We start from the raw sequence: 17759 nt of genomic DNA, 5'->3' as shown, positions 1-17759 counted from the left end.
CCAGTGAAATAGGAGTGTGAAAAATGTCTGACTCTATGAAGTGGAAACCGGAATTTAGAAATCGATATGAATGCCGGGAGGCGGAACTGAGATCTTTATATGAGCAGCTGTATCCGGGACAAAAGGAAGGCTTTGCTTATCTGATACAGCGTATGTATCAGAATTATGTGGAACGCCCTGTACCATTACGGAAAATTGACCGGAAGCGGGAGAAAGATCCCGGCTGGTACAAAGGCAATGATATTCTGGGTATGATGATGTACACAGATGCATTTGCAGGTACGCTGCAGGGGGTAAAGGAAAAGCTGGATTATGTAAAATCCTGTGGTGTAAATTATCTCCATATGATGCCTTTGCTGGAAAGCCCGAAAGGCAGAGATGATGGAGGATATGCTGTGGCTGATTTCAGAAAGGTAAAGCCGGAGCTGGGAACCATTGAAGATCTGAAGGAGCTGACTTTTTTATGCCATGAGCAGGGAATCAGCTGCTGTCTGGATTTTGTAATGAACCATACCAGTGAAGACCATGCCTGGGCAAAAGCAGCAAGAGCCGGAGATCCACAGGCCAGAAGCCGGTATTTCTTTTATGATAATTGGGATATTCCAAACCGGTATGAAGAAACAACACCCCAGGTCTTTCCAACCACCGCACCTGGGAATTTCACCTGGCTGCCGGATTGCAACCAGGTAGTGATGACCACCTTTTATCCATATCAGTGGGATCTTAATTATGCAAATTGCATGGTATTTAATGATATGGTGGATAACATGCTGTTCCTTACCAATTGCGGAATCGATGTGATCCGTCTGGATGCAGTACCCTATATATGGAAGGAACTGGGAACAAAATCCAGAAATCTGCCACAGGTCCATACTCTTGTACGTATGATGCGCCTGGTTAGTGAGATTGTATGCCCGGGAGTACTGCTTCTGGGAGAAGTGGTGATGGAGCCTGCCAAGGTACTGCCTTATTTTGGCAGCGTTGATAAACCGGAATGCCATATGCTTTACAATGTTACAACTATGGCAAGTACCTGGAATACCATTGCCACAAAGGATGTGAGTCTTCTTAGAAGACAGATGGATCAGGTATGTGCTCTTCCAAAGGAATATGTTTTCCTGAATTATCTTAGATGTCATGATGACATCGGATGGGGGCTGGACTATGATTGGCTGAAGCAGTTTGGCATTGAGGAAGTGCCACATAAAAAGTATCTGAACGATGTGCTTACCGGAAGAGGGTATGACTCAGATGCAAGAGGTGAGCTTTATAATGACGATCCAAGGCTGGGGGATGCCCGGCTGTGCGGAACAACTGCTTCTCTGTGTGGACTGGAGACTGCCTTGTACGAAAACAATCCGGATAAAGTGAAACGGGCAGTTGCCTGTGATCTGATGCTGCATGCATATCTTCTGATCCAGAGCGGAATTCCCGTCCTCTACAGTGGGGATGAGGTTGGTCAGTTGAATGACTACAGCTATAAAGAAAATCCTGATAAATGTGCAGACAGCCGTTATCTGCACAGGGGAAAATTTCAGTGGGAAAAGCTGAAAAAAACAGATAAGAATTACAGGGTTTCCATGGAGATTTTCCATACACTCCGCAAAATGGAAGAGATTCGTGAACAGCATCCGGTATTTAACGGAAAAGCGGATGTGTGGACATTTGACACAGGCTATTCCCATGTGCTTGGTATCGGCCGTTACCTGGACGGGGAAGAGATCCGTGCATATTTCAATTTCAGCGAGTATGAATTGGATGAGGTATGGATGCCAATGGATGAAGGCAGGAAATATACAGACCTGCTTAGCGGCATGACCATGGAAGCAGCAGGAAATCATCTTTCTGGCTATGGATGCCGTTGGTTTTACAGAAAATACAATCATTAAAAATAATCATTAAAAAATAACGCCCTCTTAATGATGAAACCGCGTATTTGGTATTAATTACTAAATATGCGGTTTTTAATTTGTGTTACTTACACAAAGTTGATAAAAATTAAAGTCAAACGATTGACAAAAGAGAATAAAATTTATATAATCAGTACATAGTCAAACGATTGATAAAAGTATTTATTGTGCAAATTAGTAGCCGCCAGATGTGCTTTTGTCTTATAACAGCTAAGGCATCAGGCAGTTTCGCAGTTACGCAGGCTGCTTATAAGAGAGGAGGAGTAGAGAGTGAGCATAACAGATGAAGTTCAGGTTAAGCTTGACAGAGTGAGAGGACTTATGAAGGAGAAGCACCTGGATGTGGTCCTGCTTTCTAAGAACGAGAATTTTTTCTGGATTACCGGTGGTAAGAGCGCTTTTGTAGATAAGTCAGGACCAGCGGCATCCAAGATCATGATCACTGCAGAACAGAATTATGTGGTTTGTAATTCAAGTGAGAGATACCGTGTAATGGATGAGGAGTTGACAGATGGTACATTTGAATTGATCCCATACCTTTGGCATGAAAGTGAGGCAAAGGTTCTGGAACAGTATCTGGCAGGTAAGAAGGTAGCCAGCGACAATGGATGCTATGGGGAGGATATTGGAACAGATATCCAGCACCTGCGTTACGTGCTTACAGATGCAGAGGTTGCCCGTTTCCGCATGATCGGACCTGAAGCAGCACAGATTCTTGAGGATTGCTGCCGACAGATTAAGAAGGGTGACTCTGAGATGGAAGTAGCCGGTATGGTGAACGGTGCTTTTTTTGCAAAAGGATATCAGATGCCGGTTACGCTGGTAGCAGCAGATGAACGTCTTAAGAAATACCGCCACCCCATTCCTACAGACAATCGTGTAGAGAAATATATGATGGTTGCCATTTGTCCACAGAAATATGGCCTTACGGTATCTCTTACCAGATTGGTTTCTTTTGGCCAGGTGGATGAGGACAAGAAGAAACGGCTGGATGCAGTGCTTAAAGTAGATGCAGCATATATTTTATCTACAGTACCCGGTGTTAAGGCCAAGGATGTACTGGAGGCTGGTAAGAAGGTTTATGAAGAAGAGGGATATGGGGAAGATTTCCATCTTCACCATCAGGGCGGCGCTCTTGGTTATCCTACCAGGGATTATTGTACAGACTTTTCCAATACAGAGACAGTACTGGAGCATCAGGCTTTTTCTTGGAATCCTACTATTGCCGGAGTTAAGGCAGAGGATACTTTTATTGTGATAGACGGGAAGCCGGAAGTGATCTCTCATACAGGCAGCTGGGTATACGAAGATGTAACATACAAAGGGCAGCATATTTTAAGACCGGGTATCTTGGTTTTATAAAGAATAATTAAGGAGAAACAAATGGGCGAAGTTGTTTTGAAATTAAAGGGTGTCTGCAAAGAGTTCCCAGGTGTAAAGGCTCTGGACGGAGTGGATCTGGAAGTACGTGAAGGCGAGGTTATGGCACTTCTGGGAGAGAACGGAGCAGGCAAAAGTACACTTATGAAATGCCTGACAGGAGTGTATCAGCGTGATGCCGGTTCTATCCAGTTCAAGGGAAAAGAGATCAATTATACCAATGCCAGGCAGGCACAGGATGACGGGATTTCCATTATCCACCAGGAACTTAATCTGATTCCTAAGATGAAAGTATATGAGAATATTTTCCTGGGCAGAGAGCTTAAGAATAAGATGGGCAAGATCGATATTAAGCAGATGTACAATAAGACAGCAGAGATGCTGAAGTCCATGAATGTAGATCTGAAGCCTGATCAGAAGATCTGTGAGTTATCTGTGGCACAACAGCAGATGGTTGAGATCGCTAAGGCCCTTCTTTTGGATACCAAGGTGATCGTTATGGATGAGCCTACAGATGCACTTACCGATTCAGAGGTAGTCAGCCTGTTTAAGATCATCAATGATCTTAGGGACAGGAAGAAAGCAGTTGTTTATATTTCCCACAGACTGGAAGAGATTTTTGAGATCTGTGACAGGGCCACCATCCTCCGCGACGGCGCATTCATCGGTGAGAAGAAAGTTTCAGAGCTTACCTATGATGAACTGATCAGCATGATGGTTGGGCGTAAGCTGGAGAATCAGTTCCCTTATGAGGCAATGAAGCCTGGTAAGACAGTCCTTTCCGTGAAGAATCTGAGTAATGATTATGTACATGATATTTCTTTTGATGTCAAGGCCGGTGAGGTATTGGGTGTGGCAGGTCTTGTAGGTGCAGGACGTACAGAGCTGGCCAAGACTTTATATGGTGTTTTCCATTACGACAAGGGTACCGTGGAGCTGGATGGACAGCAGATCCATCCCAAAAACCCAAGTGATGCCATCAGGAATGGCATTTATTATATGACTGAGGACAGAAAGGGTGACGGTCTTGTATTGATCATGAATGTAAAGGAGAATATCTCTCTTTCTTCATCAGACAAGATTACTAGCAGCGGTCATATCAATGAGAAAAAAGACAGAGAATATGCAGAAGATTATGTGAAAAAGATGCGTATCAAAACACCGTCTGTTTTCCAAAAAACAAGAAATCTTTCAGGCGGCAATCAGCAGAAGGTCATTCTGGCAAAAGCAATGATGTCTGATCCCAAGGTGCTGATTCTTGATGAGCCTACAAGAGGTATTGATGTTGGAGCAAAGAAAGAAATTTATCTTCTGATCAATGAACTTCGCAGGCAGGGAAAAGCAGTGATTATGATTTCTTCAGAAATGCCGGAGATTCTGGGTATGAGTGATCGTATTATGATTCTCCATGAAGGTCAGAAAAAGGGAGAACTGAGCAGAGAAGAGGCAACACAAGAGAAGATCATGGATAAGATTCTTAGTTAAAGGGAGAACAAGAGAAATGGAAAGCAAGACAACAAATAAAGGATTAAAATTTATAAACAATTATCGCCAGGTTATTATTCTGCTGGCAGAGATCATTATTTTCTCACTGATCAGCAGCAGATTCCTTTCTGTTGGTAATCTTACCAACGTACTGAAGCAGGTTTCTATCAATGCGATTCTGGCAGCAGGCGTGAGCTTTGCCATCATCCTGGGCGGTATCGATATTTCCATCGGATCAGTTGTAGGATTTACCGGTGCCATTGCAGCCGCTTTGGTTGTCAGAGATATTCCGTTGGTTGTTGTTATTCTGGCAACACTGGCTATCGGTGCTGTAGCAGGTCTGATCAATGGTGTGTTTATTGCATACTTTGATCTGCAGCCAATGATCGTAACACTTGCAACACTGTCTGTATTCAGAGGTGCTACCCTGGTATTTACAAATGGTGCAACAGTAGCAATGTCAAAGGGTGCATGTGCTGCTTCCTTTAAATTCCTTGGATCTGGCAGGATTTTTGGATTCCTGTACATGCCGGTTCTGATCATGGCACTTGTATTTATTGTTGTGTACTATGTTCAGAACAAAACATCTTTCGGACGCCATATGTATGCAGTGGGTGGCAATGAGGATGCTGCTTATCTTTCAGGTTTGAATGTACGCAAGATCAAATTAATGTGTCATGTGATCTGTGGTATCCTTGCAGGTCTTGCAGGTGCAGTTATGTGTGCTCGTGTTGGTTCTGCTCAGCCTACTGCAGGTGAAAGCTATGAGATGGATGCTATCGCAGCCTGCGTTGTTGGTGGTACATCCTTACGAGGTGGCGAAGGCCGCATTGCAATGACACTTGTTGGTGCCATTATCATTGGTATGATCAACAATATCCTGAACATTATGAATGTGTCCAGCTACTGGCAGACTATCGTAAAAGGTGTTGTTATCCTGGCAGCTGTACTTATGGACAGAAAAAGTAACAACTAAGCAAAATTGAAGGGACCCGAATATTTACGAAGTAAATTTTGCACTACTTCAATAATAGAAATTTATATAAAACCGTACTTATGCAGCAGAAGCTGTATAAAATATATAATGTCATGGGAGGACAAAAAAATGAAAAAACTTATCGCAGGAGCATTAACCGCAGCAATGGTACTTGGAACAGTGACACCAGCCGCAGTCTTTGCTGACGAGAAACAGGATCTTACACTTGGTCTTATGTTATCTGATAACACAAACCAGTTCTTCTCCACCCTTGAGGATGCTTTCAAGAAAGCAGCAGAAGATGCAGGGTATGAAGTGATCTCTCTTTCTTCCGGTAATGACGCTGCAAAGGACGTTACAAACATGGAAGACCTGCTGACACAAAACCCGGATGTTATCGTTTATAATCCGGTTGATTCCGATGCTGCAGGTGATGCTGTTGCAATGGCAAATGATGCAGGTATCCCGGTTGTTACAGTTGACCGTGCTGCCAACAGTGGTGATATTGTTTGCCACATTGCATCTGATAACGTATATGGCGGCGAGATCGCAGCTCAGTACATCGTAGATCAGCTTCCAGATGGCGGACAGGTTGTTGAGATCCAGGGCCAGGCTGGTGCAAGTGCTACCAACGAGCGTGGAGAAGGCTTCCACAACATTATGGATGACAATGACAAATTTGAAGTTGTTGTTTCTCAGACAGGTAACTGGTCTTCTTCTGAGGCTATGAGTGTTATGGAGAATGCTCTGACAGCTAATCCGGATATCAAGGCTGTATTCTGCCACAATGATCAGATGGCATTAGGAGCTATCGAAGCTTGCCAGCAGGCAGACAGAGATGACATCGTTATCGTTGGATTTGATGCAGATGCAGATAACCTGGATGCAATCAAGGCTGGTACACAGGCTGCAACTGTTCGTCAGCTTCCGGCTCTTATGGGAGAGACTGCAGTAGAGGTTTGCGGAAAGATCGCAGCTGGCGAGGAAGTTGAAGCTTCTATCGGTACAGAGGTTGAGCTTGTAACAGCTGATAATGTAGATGCAGATGCAACAGCAGAGGAAGAGGCAACAACAGAGGAAGAGGCAACAACAGAGGAAGAGACAGAGACAACAGACGCTGAGTAAGTAATTCGTTCAAAATGCAACACCGGGGAGATACATCCCCGGTGTTTTGAAAAAACGGGAGAATATTTATGGGCAAATCATATAGAGAAGAGCTTGTGGGTGTATTTGGGTGTCCGATCGACGAGAACCCTACAGTAGTAGTGGCAGAGGCAGCATTTAAAGACCTGGGGATTCCTTACCGTTATCTTACCATTCTGGTAAAACCGGAAGATCTTGAGAATGCAATGAAAGCACTGCCAGCATTGAATATGAAAGGTATCCATCTTACCATTCCACATAAAGTGGAGGTATTAAAATATCTGGACCATGTGGCTGAAGATGCAGCCATTATGGGCGCTGTTAATACCGTATGGGTAAAAGATGGTGAATTATATGGCGAGAACACAGATGGTAAAGGATTTATCAAATCCCTTCAGGATGAAAATGTAGAGATGAAGGGCAAGAAAGTTATGATGCTGGGAGCTGGAGGAGCCGGCCGTGCCATCGCAGTGGAGCTTGCAAATGCAGGTGCAGAGACGATCCTTATTGCCAACCGTCCAGGTTCTGGCAGAGGAGAGGAACTGGTAAAGCTTGTAAATGAGAAAACATCTGCCAATGCAAAATACATTTGCTGGGATCATACCCTGGATGTTCCGGAAGATGTGGATATTCTTGTAAATGTTACAAATATCGGCCTGTATCCGAATGTAGATCAGAAACCAGATATTAATTATGCTACCGTAAAGCCTGAGATGGTAGTATGTGATGTGATTCCCAACCATCCACATACAATGTTCCTGAAAGAGGCAAAGAAGAACGGTGCAAAGACTATTGATGGTCTTGGCATGTTGGTTAATCAGGCTGTGATCAGTTTTAAATTCTGGACCGGCCGTGACTGTAATGCAAAGGTTATGAAAGAGGCACTGGCAAAAGAATACGGAGTAGAATTAGAGGATTGATATGGGAAAATTAAGTGATAAAGAAAAATATGACATTCTCTGCAAACAGGAAGAGGAGCTTCGATTTGAGCATTTTGATAATGATGATGCATGGAAGCTTGGAAAGATTCTTGTGAAAAAGGCAAAAGAGGATAAGCTACCCATTGCAATCGATATTCAGATCAATGGGTATCAGGTTTTTAGGTATGGGTTTGCAGGAACCAACGGATTTAATGAGATCTGGCTTCAGAGAAAGATCAATTCTGTAAACATGATACACAGAAGCACGCTGCGAATTCATTATATGAAGTCTGTAGGGCAGGATGATCTGTTTGTCGATGGACATCTGGATCCGGATGAGTACAGTATGATGGGCGGCGGATTTCCTATCTATGTAAATGGTGTTGGTGTAGTAGGCGTACTTTCAGTATCAGGACTGGAACATCACGAAGATCACAATACTGCAGTATATGGGATTTGTAAATTCCTGGGCAAAGAGGTTAAGCTGATTCACGCAGAGTCATAAGAGAATGCCGGGGAAGATGCTGACAGCAAGGGATTGGCATTATTAAATATAAAGGAGAAGACACAGATATGGGAGACAAAGTATATCTTGGAAATGACACAGCAGGCTATTATTTGAAATCAAAATGTATCGAGTATCTGGAAGGAAAAGGGATTCCTTATGTAGATTGTGGATCTGATGATAATCCGGATATTGAGGCAACCCGTTATCCGTTTTTTGCAGCAAAGGTGGCAAATGCAGTTCGTTCCGGCGAGGCAAGATGCGGCGTACTGATCTGCGGAACCGGTATCGGTATCAGCATGGCAGCAAATAAATTTAAAGGCATCCGTGCAGGTCTATGCAGTACACAGTATCAGGCTGAGATGACCAGACGTCATAATAATGCAAATATTCTGTGCATGGGTGGAAAGACCATTGGTGAGTGGGAAGCTATTGAGATGCTTGAGATTTTTCTGAACACCCCTTATGATGGAGGTTTCCATGACGGATCTCTGGATCTGATAAAAGATATTGAGAACCTTACCATGAATGACGAAGTATGGAATGAAGAGCCAAGAAAGATTTCCACAGGTCCTTTAGCAGACGCAGAAATCTTTGATAGAAGCAAGGGTTGATGATATAGTTATTGATCGGTAAAGGGCATGCCAAGTATATTGGGTGCCCTTTTCATAAAATTAGAAATAATCTGGAGTGAAGATATGTCAACATTAAAAGACGTAGCTGAGATCGCCGGGGTTTCCGTAAGTACCGTATCTTATGTTCTGAGCGGCAAGAAAACAGTCCGTCCGGAAACGCTGAAAAGGATACAGGATGCTATCAAGCAGGTAGATTACTGTCCCAATCTTTTGGCCAGCGGTTTAAAAACAAATCTATCAAAAACCATAGGGGTTGTGATGTGGGATATGCAAAACAATTATTCCATTGAAGTGCTTCGTGTGATGGAAGATACAATCTGCAAGTACGGCTATTGTATGATCGTATGTGATTCGGATCAGAGCCCTGAAAAGGAAAAAAAGAATCTGCGAAGACTGCTGGCTCGGAATATTGACGGTCTGATCCTGATGGGTAGTGGAAACAACGTATTATCCAGCTACCGGAACGCACAGATACCGATTGTCTGTATTGATCGTGCGGCTGACGAAGCATTTCTTACTGTGCAGTCAGACAGTGTTGCAGGTGGGCAGATGGGAACTGAATATCTTCTTTCCAAAGGCCGCAGGAAAATTTTGTTTTTAGGATATGACCTGGATTTCGATTTTGCAAGGAAAAGGCTTCTGGGGTACAAAAAGGCAATGGAGCTTGCCGGTTTATCTGATGAGATTCATTATGAAATTCTGCCAGAGCGTTCCGTTAAATGCGCAATGGACAGGGTGGAGAAGCTTTTGCAGGATAAGTTTGATTATGACGCAGTGTTTGGCTGCGTGGATTATTTTGCAATTGGTGCAATGAATGCACTGATCAAACATGGGTACCAGGTGCCAGAACAGGTGTCTATACTTGGGTTTGATGGCAGCGACATGGGGAAGCTGTCCATAAAAGAGCTGACAGCGGTTGCCCAGCCCAAACAGGCTTTGGGAAAAGCAGTTGTTGAGTATCTGATGCGACTGATCCGCAAAGAAAAGATACAGGAAAAATGTGTTCTTATGGAACCATATATTATTGAAAGAGAAACCTGTTAAAATAGCTTGTAAAAATCATTAAAAATTTTTTTACTTTAACTCTTTTTTAGTGTAAAGTGATGAAATACGCAAAAAAGCATTGACAATTGAATTGTTTGGGACTAAAACAATGGTAATTTTTACATCAATTGTATCTTATCTGGTAACTGTAAGGGCATTGAGCCGTTATCTTACCTGTATGATACAGAGGGGAGAAAGACAGATGAATACATTAGTTATTGTTTTAGTTGCTGCAGTTTTGTTAGTTGCTGCTTATGTGTTGTACGGACGCTGGCTTGCCAACAAATGGGGGATTGATCCGAAGGCAAAAACACCGGCGCGTAAATTTGAAGATGGACAGGATTATGTCCCAACAGATGGATGGACTGTTTTCAGTCATCAGTTTTCCTCTATTGCAGGTGCAGGGCCTGTGACAGGTGCTATCCAGGCTGCTGTATTTGGCTGGGTGCCGGTGCTTTTATGGGTGCTGATCGGAGGTGTTTTTTTCGGTGCAGTTACTGATTTTGGTGCCTTGTATGCAAGTGTGAAGAATGATGGCAAATCTATGGGACTCCTGATTGAAAAATATATCGGAAAGCTGGGGAGAAAGCTGTTTCTGCTTTTCTGCTGGCTTTTCACATTACTTGTAATTGCCGCATTTGCAGATATGGTTGCAGGTACTTTTAATGCTTATGTTGTTGCGGATGGTGTTGCATCTCTTTCAGATGCAGCCAGGACAAATGGAGCTGCCGGAACGATTTCTCTTCTGTTTATCGGATTTGCAATGATTTTCGGTTTGATTCAGAAAAAAATGAATTTCCATGGCTGGAAAGAAACTGTAACCGGGCTGATCTGTACAGTTGCTGCACTGGCCATTGGTATGATGCTTCCCATAATAGCAGGGAAAGATACATGGACTTATCTTACATTTGTATATATTTTCTTTGCTGCTGTATTACCTATGTGGCTGTTAAAACAGCCTCGTGACGCGATGACTACTTATATGTTTATAGGTATGATCGCAGGTGCAGCTCTGGGACTGCTGGTAGCACATCCTTCTATGAACCTTCCGGCATTTACTGGATTTCACAATGATGCATTGGGAGATATGTTCCCGATTTTGTTTGTTACAGTAGCCTGTGGTGCAGTTTCCGGATTCCACAGTCTGGTTTCTTCCGGTACATCCTCAAAAACAGTTGCCAACGAAAAGGATATGCTGAAGGTGGGATATGGTGCAATGGTACTGGAAAGTCTGCTGGCTGTCCTGGCTCTTTGTGTAGCCGGTGCTGCAGCTGCTGCAGATGGTACCCCGGCAGCTGGTACACCATTTCAGATTTTTTCCAGTGGAGTAGCAGGCTTCTTTGAAATGTTTGGCGTGCCTGTTTACGTGGCACAGTGCTTTATGACCATGTGTGTATCTGCACTGGCACTTGTCACCTTGTGTGTATTTATGAAGGTTACAGGAAGAAGTAATAAGATGCTGTTTCCACCGCTGATCATCATGCTTCTGGTAACCGGCACTGCGCTGGCAGAGCGGACGATTGGTCTGGTGAAGGCAATTGCAGCAGGTTCTGCTACTTTTCTGGTAGAAGGGCTCCAGCTGATCATTGCCATACTGCTGATCATTCTTGGACTTACTATCGTGATCAATTCTCTGAGAGCCTACTTCGCATCTCGGAAGAACTCAGAAAAAGCATAACTATTTAGTATCCTCTGAAATTTTCAAATCCCCGGGTTGTTGCAGGCCTGGGGATTTATACGTTGACAGGTTCCGAAAAACGGGAGTATACTAACACTGTCTTTACAGTAAAGACAAAAGTAACTGTTTTATATCATTACAGTTACATACAAAATACTTTTACATTTCCAGGAGGACGGAGTTATGAAGAAAAACAACAGTATTCAGACAGTTGTAGCTGTTGGTATCGGTGCAGCACTGTTTTTTGTGCTGGGACGTTTTGTTGCGATCCCAAGTCCGGTACCTAACACAAATATCAGTCTGCAGTATGCAGTACTGGCATTACTTGCTGCTATGTACGGACCATTTGCAGGCGGACTGATTGGATTCATTGGCCATACATTGATTGATTTGTCATGGGGTGGCAGCCCATGGTGGAGCTGGGTAATTGCATCCACATTTGTTGGTATTGTAGTTGGCCTGTTTGCTAAGAAGCTGGATATCCAGGAAGGTGATTTTGGCAAGGGCAAGATTGCCACATTTGCAATTTCCAATGTTGTTGCACATTTGATAGCTTGGATCGTAGTAGCACCGGTTCTTGATATTCTTATTTATGCAGAGCCTGCCAACAAGGTTTTTGCACAGGGCGCATTTGCTGCTGTCTCTAATATCCTTACAGCTGTGATCGTAGGTATCCTGCTTGTGATCGCATATACCAAGACCATTGCAAAAAAAGGCTCTCTGGATCAGGAATAATCAGACAGAGTGCTTCGTAAAAATCAGAAATACTAATTTTAATCAGTTTTGTAACTGTGAGTGCAGGGAATAACTGCACAGATTTCAAGAAGAAAGCTTTTCCACATTCTTTAGGGGTGTGGAAGAGCCTTTTTTATGTTATAATCAAATATGTTATGTTTGAATCATTTAACTGAGGTATATACATATGAGGGAACTGAAGAAACCTATTATTTCATTTAAGGATTTTTCCTTTCAGTACAGGGCACAGAAAAAGCCTACACTGACCGGAATCAATCTTGATATTTATCCTGGAGAGAGAGTCTTGATCGCCGGTCCTTCCGGCAGTGGTAAAAGTACGCTGGCATCCTGCGTGAATGGTCTGAATCCATTCTCAAATCCAGGAAAGTGCACTGGAAGTCTGATGGTAGATGGTGTGGATGCACCAAACAGCAGTATTTTTGAACTTTCTGCACATGTTGGTACTGTGCTCCAGGATCCTGACGGACAGTTTATCGGTCTGACAGTAGGGGAGGATATTGCCTTTGCATTGGAGAACAGCTGCACCCCACAGGATAAGATGCACAAGATCACAGAACATGTGGCGGACCTGGTAGGGATCCGGCAACATCTAGAGTATGCGCCCCATGAATTATCTGGCGGTCAGAAGCAGAGAGTTTCTCTGGCTGGTGTGATGGTGGACAGAGTAAAGATCCTTTTATTTGATGAACCACTGGCCAATCTGGATCCGGCTACTGGCAAGCAGGCGATCGAACTGATCGATGAGATCCAGGAGAAGACAGATACTACAGTGCTGATCATTGAGCACAGGCTGGAGGATGTTTTGTGGCGAAATGTGGATAGGATCGTTCTGGTAAATGAAGGGAAGATCCTGGCGGATATGCATCCAGATGAACTGCTTGCCACCAGCCTTTTGGCGGAGAATGGGATCCGTGAGCCTTTGTATGTAACCGCCATGCGGTATGCGGGGGTTCAGATCACACCACAGAAGAGGCCTTCTCATGTGGATCATACAGTGCTTGACGAACAGGACATCCTGAAGATTTCTGACTGGTTTGAATCCAGACCACAGCCACAGTCAAATGAAGATCCGCAGGTTCTGCTGCAGGTAGAGGGACTGAATTTCGGATATACAAAAGAGCGGCAGACACTGCATAACGTAAGCTTTTCTATTGGAAAAGGGGAAATGATCAGCATTGTAGGGCAGAATGGTGCAGGGAAGTCTACACTGTCCAAGGTGATCTGCGGCTTTGAACAGGCAGAGAAGGGCAAGATACTTTTTGAAGGACGGGACATTACCGGAGAAAATATCCGGAAAAGAGCTAAATATATTGGATATGTAATGCAGAATCCTAACCAGATGATTTCTAAGAATATGATTTTTGATGAGGTTGCCTTGGCACTTCAGGGAAGTGGTATGGATCAGACACAGATTAGGGAGAAGGTGGAGTCTACCCTGAAGATCTGCGGCTTATATCCTTTCCGAAACTGGCCGGTTTCTGCATTAAGCTTTGGACAGAAGAAGCGGGTGACTATAGCAAGTGTGCTGGTGCAGGATCCAAGACTGATCATCCTGGATGAGCCTACGGCAGGCCAGGATTTCAGACATTACACGGATATTATGGAATTTTTGCGGGGACTGAACCGACAAGGTGTAACTGTGATCATGATCACCCATGATATGCATCTGATGCTGGAGTATACACCAAGAGCCCTGGTGTTTTGCAACGGACAGCTGATCGCAGACAGAAGTGCGGCAGGGGTTCTTTGTGATCCGGAGCTGATACAAAAGGCAGCATTAAAGGAAACCAGTCTTTTTACATTAGCGAACCGGTGTGGGATCACTCCAGCAGAAGCTTTTGTAGAACGATTTATAGAGACGGACAGGGAGGTGCGCAGTCATGGCTGCTAAGACAGTATTAAATTATCTTCCCAGGGAAAGTGTGGTGCATAAGCTTACAGGTACCACCAAGCTGGCATTTTTTCTTCTGTTTACTTTTGCAAGTATGATCACCTATAATACATGGGTACTTTTAGGACTTTTGGCGGTTAGTCTCTTTGCTTTTAAACTGAGCCGGATCCATTTTCGGGAAGTACGGTTTATGATGATCTTTATGCTGGTATTTCTCCTTTTGAATAATTTGTTTATTTTGCTGTTTGATCCTAACCAGGGCACCACACTGTATGGGACCCGCCATGTGCTTTTTCACTTGTTCTGGAGGTATGATATCACCCAGGAGCAGCTGTTTTATATGCTGAATATCTCTCTGAAGTATTTTGTGGCGCTTCCGGTGGCGATTTTGTTTATTTCTGCTACCAATCCAAGCGAATTTGCGGCCAGCCTGAACAGCATTGGTGTTTCCTACAAGATTGGATATTCTGTGGCAATTGCCCTCCGCTATATTCCGGATATCCAGAGAGATTACCACAGTATCAGCCAGGCACAGCAAGCCAGAGGGGTTGAGCTGGGAAAAAGCGAGCCGTTTTTTGCCAGACTGAAGAACTCTGTCAGCATCCTGATGCCGCTGATCCTTACCAGCCTGAATCGGATCAATACCATTTCCAATGCTATGGAACTAAGAGGCTTTGGAAAGGATAAAAAGCGTACCTGGTATATGAAACGTCCATTTGCCCGCAGGGATTTTGTGGCTCTTGCCTTGGGAGTTGTGCTATTTGGAATCAGCCTTGGAATTACCCTGCGTTTTGGACGATTTTATAATCCTTTCAAATAAGAGACGATCTAAAGGATATTTTGAGGGAAAAACTTGTAACTGTGAGGATGATTACTGAGCACTTACAATAAATGTTTTTATTACACGGAAAACTTGTTCCACAGAAGCAGACATGTTTGCTTTGGCATTTTCACTATCCATAGCCTCTTCCAGGGAAACCGGGGATCTGAGAATAGGGAAGAATGCGTCAATACCGGACTGATTGCAAATGACAGCGTCAGGGGTTACGCATCCTGAAAAAGCCAGAACCGGTTTTCCGTATTTTTTTGCCATTTGTGCTACACCTTGGGGGGCTTTGCCCATAACAGTTTGTGCATCCAGCCGGCCTTCTCCGGTCAGGATGATATCTGCATCTTTGATATAATCTTCCATGTGTGTTTCTTCCAGCACGATCTTGATCCCGGATTCCAAAGAAGCATTCAAAAAAGTACGAAAGGCAAAGCCAAGGCCGCCTGCCGCACCGCAGCCTGGATAGTCTGGATCTGCATCCGGATATATTTTACCAGCAAGGCTTGCAAAATGTGCCAGCCATGGATCCATAAGAGCGATCATTTCGCTGTCTGCACCCTTCTGTGGTCCGAAGATGGCACTGCATCCTTCAGGACCGCAAAGTGGATTGCTCACATCACAGGCAATGCGAAAGGTACATTCTTTTAGTTCCGGAAGTACATGGGCATTATCAATGGTTTTCAGAAGGGAAAGCCCCTGGGCTCCATAAGGGACAGGATCCCCTGCAGCATCCAGAAAATCAAAGCCTAATGCCTGTAGCATCCCTACACCGCCGTCATTGGTGGCACTTCCTCCAATACCTACGATAAACTTACGGCAGCCTTGTGAGATTGCATCCAGGATCACCTGACCTACACCATAAGTGGTTGTATGCAGAGGATTTTTTTCTTTTCCATGTACTAGTGTGATGCCTGCAGCACCTGACATTTCAATCACGGCAGTGTGGGCGGCAGGAAGGATACCATAGCGGCAGCGAGCTGGTTTTCCGCCTGGACCGATCACTGTAACAGTACGAAAAGAGCCGCCCATACCTTCTGTGATGGCAGTCACTGTGCCTTCGCCGCCATCTGCAAGAGGGCGGATACAGATATCAGCATCTGGAAAAACTTTTCGGATACCCTGGGCAGCTGCGATACCGGCTTCCTTGGAAGTCATACTTCCTTTAAATGAATCAATGGCAATTACAAGCTTCATGGTTAGATCTCCTTTTCTTGGGCTTACGAATCAAATCTTACTTTTGTTTATATTTTATCAGTTTTATCGCATGAAAAAATGGTATAAATAATAAAATATGGTTAAAAAAACAAGAAATATATGTTATAAAGAACATATAAATTTATAAAAGCATAATGAGGGTGAAAACATGGAGATCATTGACAGGGAAACAGCCCAGTATATTGTGGATACAGTAAAGAGTGTATGTGGAAAAGATATTAATTATATTGATGCAAGGGGGATTATTATTGCCAGCACAGACCACAGCCGGGTAGATTCCTTTCATGAGATCGGCTATCAGGTAGTAACCCAGGGAGATACAAAAGAAGTTTCAGGCGATGAAAGCTTTTGGGGTGTTCAAAAAGGAGTAAATCTTCCGGTTTTTTATCATGGAAAAGTGATTGCTGCAGTAGGGATCAGCGGTGATGTGGAAGAGGCAAGAAAATATGCAGCTTTGGCACAGAAAATCACCACGATCCTTTTGAGGGAAAGAGAATTGGAAGCCAGAGGCAGCCAAAAGAGATCCAAGATCAGTTATATGCTTCGGACATTGATCAGACAGGACATCACAGACTATACCGAACTGAAAGCTTTTTTCAAAGAAAATGGAATTAGGGAATCTGGAAAGTACAGGATGGTTTTTGTAAATGTAAGGTCAGATGTTTTTGCGGAAGGCATGACCAATCCTGTGCTTCGTGTTTTTGAAAAGATCAGTCCTTGGTATACATATGAATATCCGGGAGAATATGTATTATTGTTGAAAGATAGTGATACAGGCAAAGCCATTCGCTTGCTGCAGGAACTGACCAGGGTTCATGAAGCAGAGATTACTGCAGGGATGGGAATGATTAAGGAACTTTCACATATTTCCCAATCCTGGCAGGAGGCAAGGCTGGCTCAGAGATGTGTACAGGGCCGCAAAGGATTCTGCTTGTATGAAGAACTGGGATTTGAAATGCTTCTGGGAAATGTATCTGTAAAAGTGAAAACTCAGTATACAGAGAAAATTCTGCAGGGTCTGGCATCGGAGGATCTTCAAATACTGAAAGTCTATTACAGCCAGGATATGTCTTTGCAGAAAACTTGTGAATTGTTGAACATGCATAAAAATACTCTTCAGTACCGGCTGAACCGTATTCGGGAGATTTGTGGATATGACCCGAGAAGGTTCAGGGAGGGGGTTTCATTGTATACAGCAGTGTGCGTGCAGGCAGAAAAGGACGAAAAACAGAAAAATGATTTTTAACAAATTGAACACATTTTTCCCACAAAGTAAACACAAATAACCCCTATACTGTGAAGCATCAAAAGGAAATGAAGCAGATGTTAATGAGTGCAACAGATCATTAAAGAATGTAGCAGATCATTAAAGAATGCAGCAAATCGTTAAGA

Annotated in this window: 15 protein-coding genes; 14 read left to right on the top strand and 1 reads right to left on the bottom strand. The window is 43.7% G+C overall.

Going from position 1 to position 17759, the window contains the following annotated elements:
* Positions 1–23 precede the first annotated feature (23 nt).
* The 13 genes from OCV61_RS12885 (at position 24) to OCV61_RS12825 (ending at position 15143) form a co-directional block, all read left to right on the top strand.
* Complete coding sequence (locus OCV61_RS12885; RefSeq protein WP_158422130.1) at positions 24–1889, top strand: alpha-amylase family protein; 1866 nt, start codon at positions 24–26, stop codon at positions 1887–1889.
* A 291-nt stretch (positions 1890–2180) separates the two neighbouring features.
* Positions 2181–3272, top strand: coding sequence for a M24 family metallopeptidase (locus OCV61_RS12880; protein WP_158422129.1), 1092 nt, complete (start codon positions 2181–2183; stop codon positions 3270–3272).
* Between the two features lie 21 nt (positions 3273–3293).
* A complete protein-coding gene (locus tag OCV61_RS12875; RefSeq protein ID WP_158422128.1) occupies positions 3294–4775 on the top strand; it encodes a sugar ABC transporter ATP-binding protein in 1482 nt (493 codons plus the stop codon).
* Positions 4776–4791: 16 nt separating this feature from the next.
* A complete protein-coding gene (locus tag OCV61_RS12870) occupies positions 4792–5751 on the top strand; it encodes an ABC transporter permease (RefSeq protein ID WP_158422127.1) in 960 nt (319 codons plus the stop codon).
* Positions 5752–5880: 129 nt separating this feature from the next.
* Complete coding sequence (locus OCV61_RS12865; RefSeq protein WP_158422126.1) at positions 5881–6876, top strand: substrate-binding domain-containing protein; 996 nt, start codon at positions 5881–5883, stop codon at positions 6874–6876.
* Between the two features lie 68 nt (positions 6877–6944).
* Entirely contained in the window at positions 6945–7814 is an 870-nt protein-coding gene (gene aroE / locus OCV61_RS12860; protein ID WP_158422125.1) for a shikimate dehydrogenase, read from the top strand.
* 1 nt (position 7815) lies between these two features.
* On the top strand, positions 7816–8319 hold the full coding sequence (locus OCV61_RS12855; RefSeq protein WP_158422124.1) for a heme-degrading domain-containing protein: 504 nt from the start codon (positions 7816–7818) through the stop codon (positions 8317–8319).
* 68 nt (positions 8320–8387) lie between these two features.
* Positions 8388–8933 carry a ribose 5-phosphate isomerase B gene (gene rpiB / locus OCV61_RS12850; protein ID WP_158422123.1) on the top strand — a complete coding sequence of 182 codons (546 nt, stop codon included), beginning with the start codon at positions 8388–8390 and terminating at the stop codon, positions 8931–8933.
* Between the two features lie 84 nt (positions 8934–9017).
* Positions 9018–9998 carry a LacI family DNA-binding transcriptional regulator gene (locus tag OCV61_RS12845; RefSeq protein WP_262582963.1) on the top strand — a complete coding sequence of 327 codons (981 nt, stop codon included), beginning with the start codon at positions 9018–9020 and terminating at the stop codon, positions 9996–9998.
* Between the two features lie 202 nt (positions 9999–10200).
* Complete coding sequence (locus OCV61_RS12840) at positions 10201–11676, top strand: carbon starvation CstA family protein (protein WP_158422121.1); 1476 nt, start codon at positions 10201–10203, stop codon at positions 11674–11676.
* A 183-nt stretch (positions 11677–11859) separates the two neighbouring features.
* Complete coding sequence (locus OCV61_RS12835; RefSeq protein WP_158422120.1) at positions 11860–12411, top strand: ECF-type riboflavin transporter substrate-binding protein; 552 nt, start codon at positions 11860–11862, stop codon at positions 12409–12411.
* A gap of 187 nt (positions 12412–12598) precedes the next feature.
* The gene (locus OCV61_RS12830; RefSeq protein ID WP_158422119.1) at positions 12599–14323 is read left to right on the top strand and encodes an ABC transporter ATP-binding protein; all 1725 of its coding nucleotides are present in this window, start codon (positions 12599–12601) and stop codon (positions 14321–14323) included.
* A complete protein-coding gene (locus OCV61_RS12825) occupies positions 14313–15143 on the top strand; it encodes an energy-coupling factor transporter transmembrane component T family protein (RefSeq protein WP_158422118.1) in 831 nt (276 codons plus the stop codon). The genes OCV61_RS12830 and OCV61_RS12825 overlap by 11 nt, the downstream gene beginning before the upstream one ends.
* A gap of 51 nt (positions 15144–15194) precedes the next feature.
* Here OCV61_RS12825 and OCV61_RS12820 read toward each other — a convergent pair whose 3' ends face one another.
* Positions 15195–16346, bottom strand: a complete 1152-nt coding sequence (locus tag OCV61_RS12820) for a glycerate kinase family protein (protein WP_158422117.1) — start codon at positions 16344–16346, stop codon at positions 15195–15197.
* A 169-nt stretch (positions 16347–16515) separates the two neighbouring features.
* On the opposite strand from OCV61_RS12820, the gene OCV61_RS12815 reads away from it, so the two are divergent.
* Positions 16516–17613 (top strand): CdaR family transcriptional regulator, encoded by a 1098-nt coding sequence (locus OCV61_RS12815; RefSeq protein WP_158422116.1) that lies wholly within the window; start codon positions 16516–16518, stop codon positions 17611–17613.
* The last annotated feature ends 146 nt before the right edge of the window (positions 17614–17759 follow it).

Source organism: Blautia ammoniilytica, from assembly GCF_025566965.1.
Classification (GTDB): Bacteria; Bacillota; Clostridia; order Lachnospirales; family Lachnospiraceae; genus Blautia_A; species Blautia_A ammoniilytica.
This window is presented reverse-complemented; position numbering and strand designations above follow the sequence as displayed.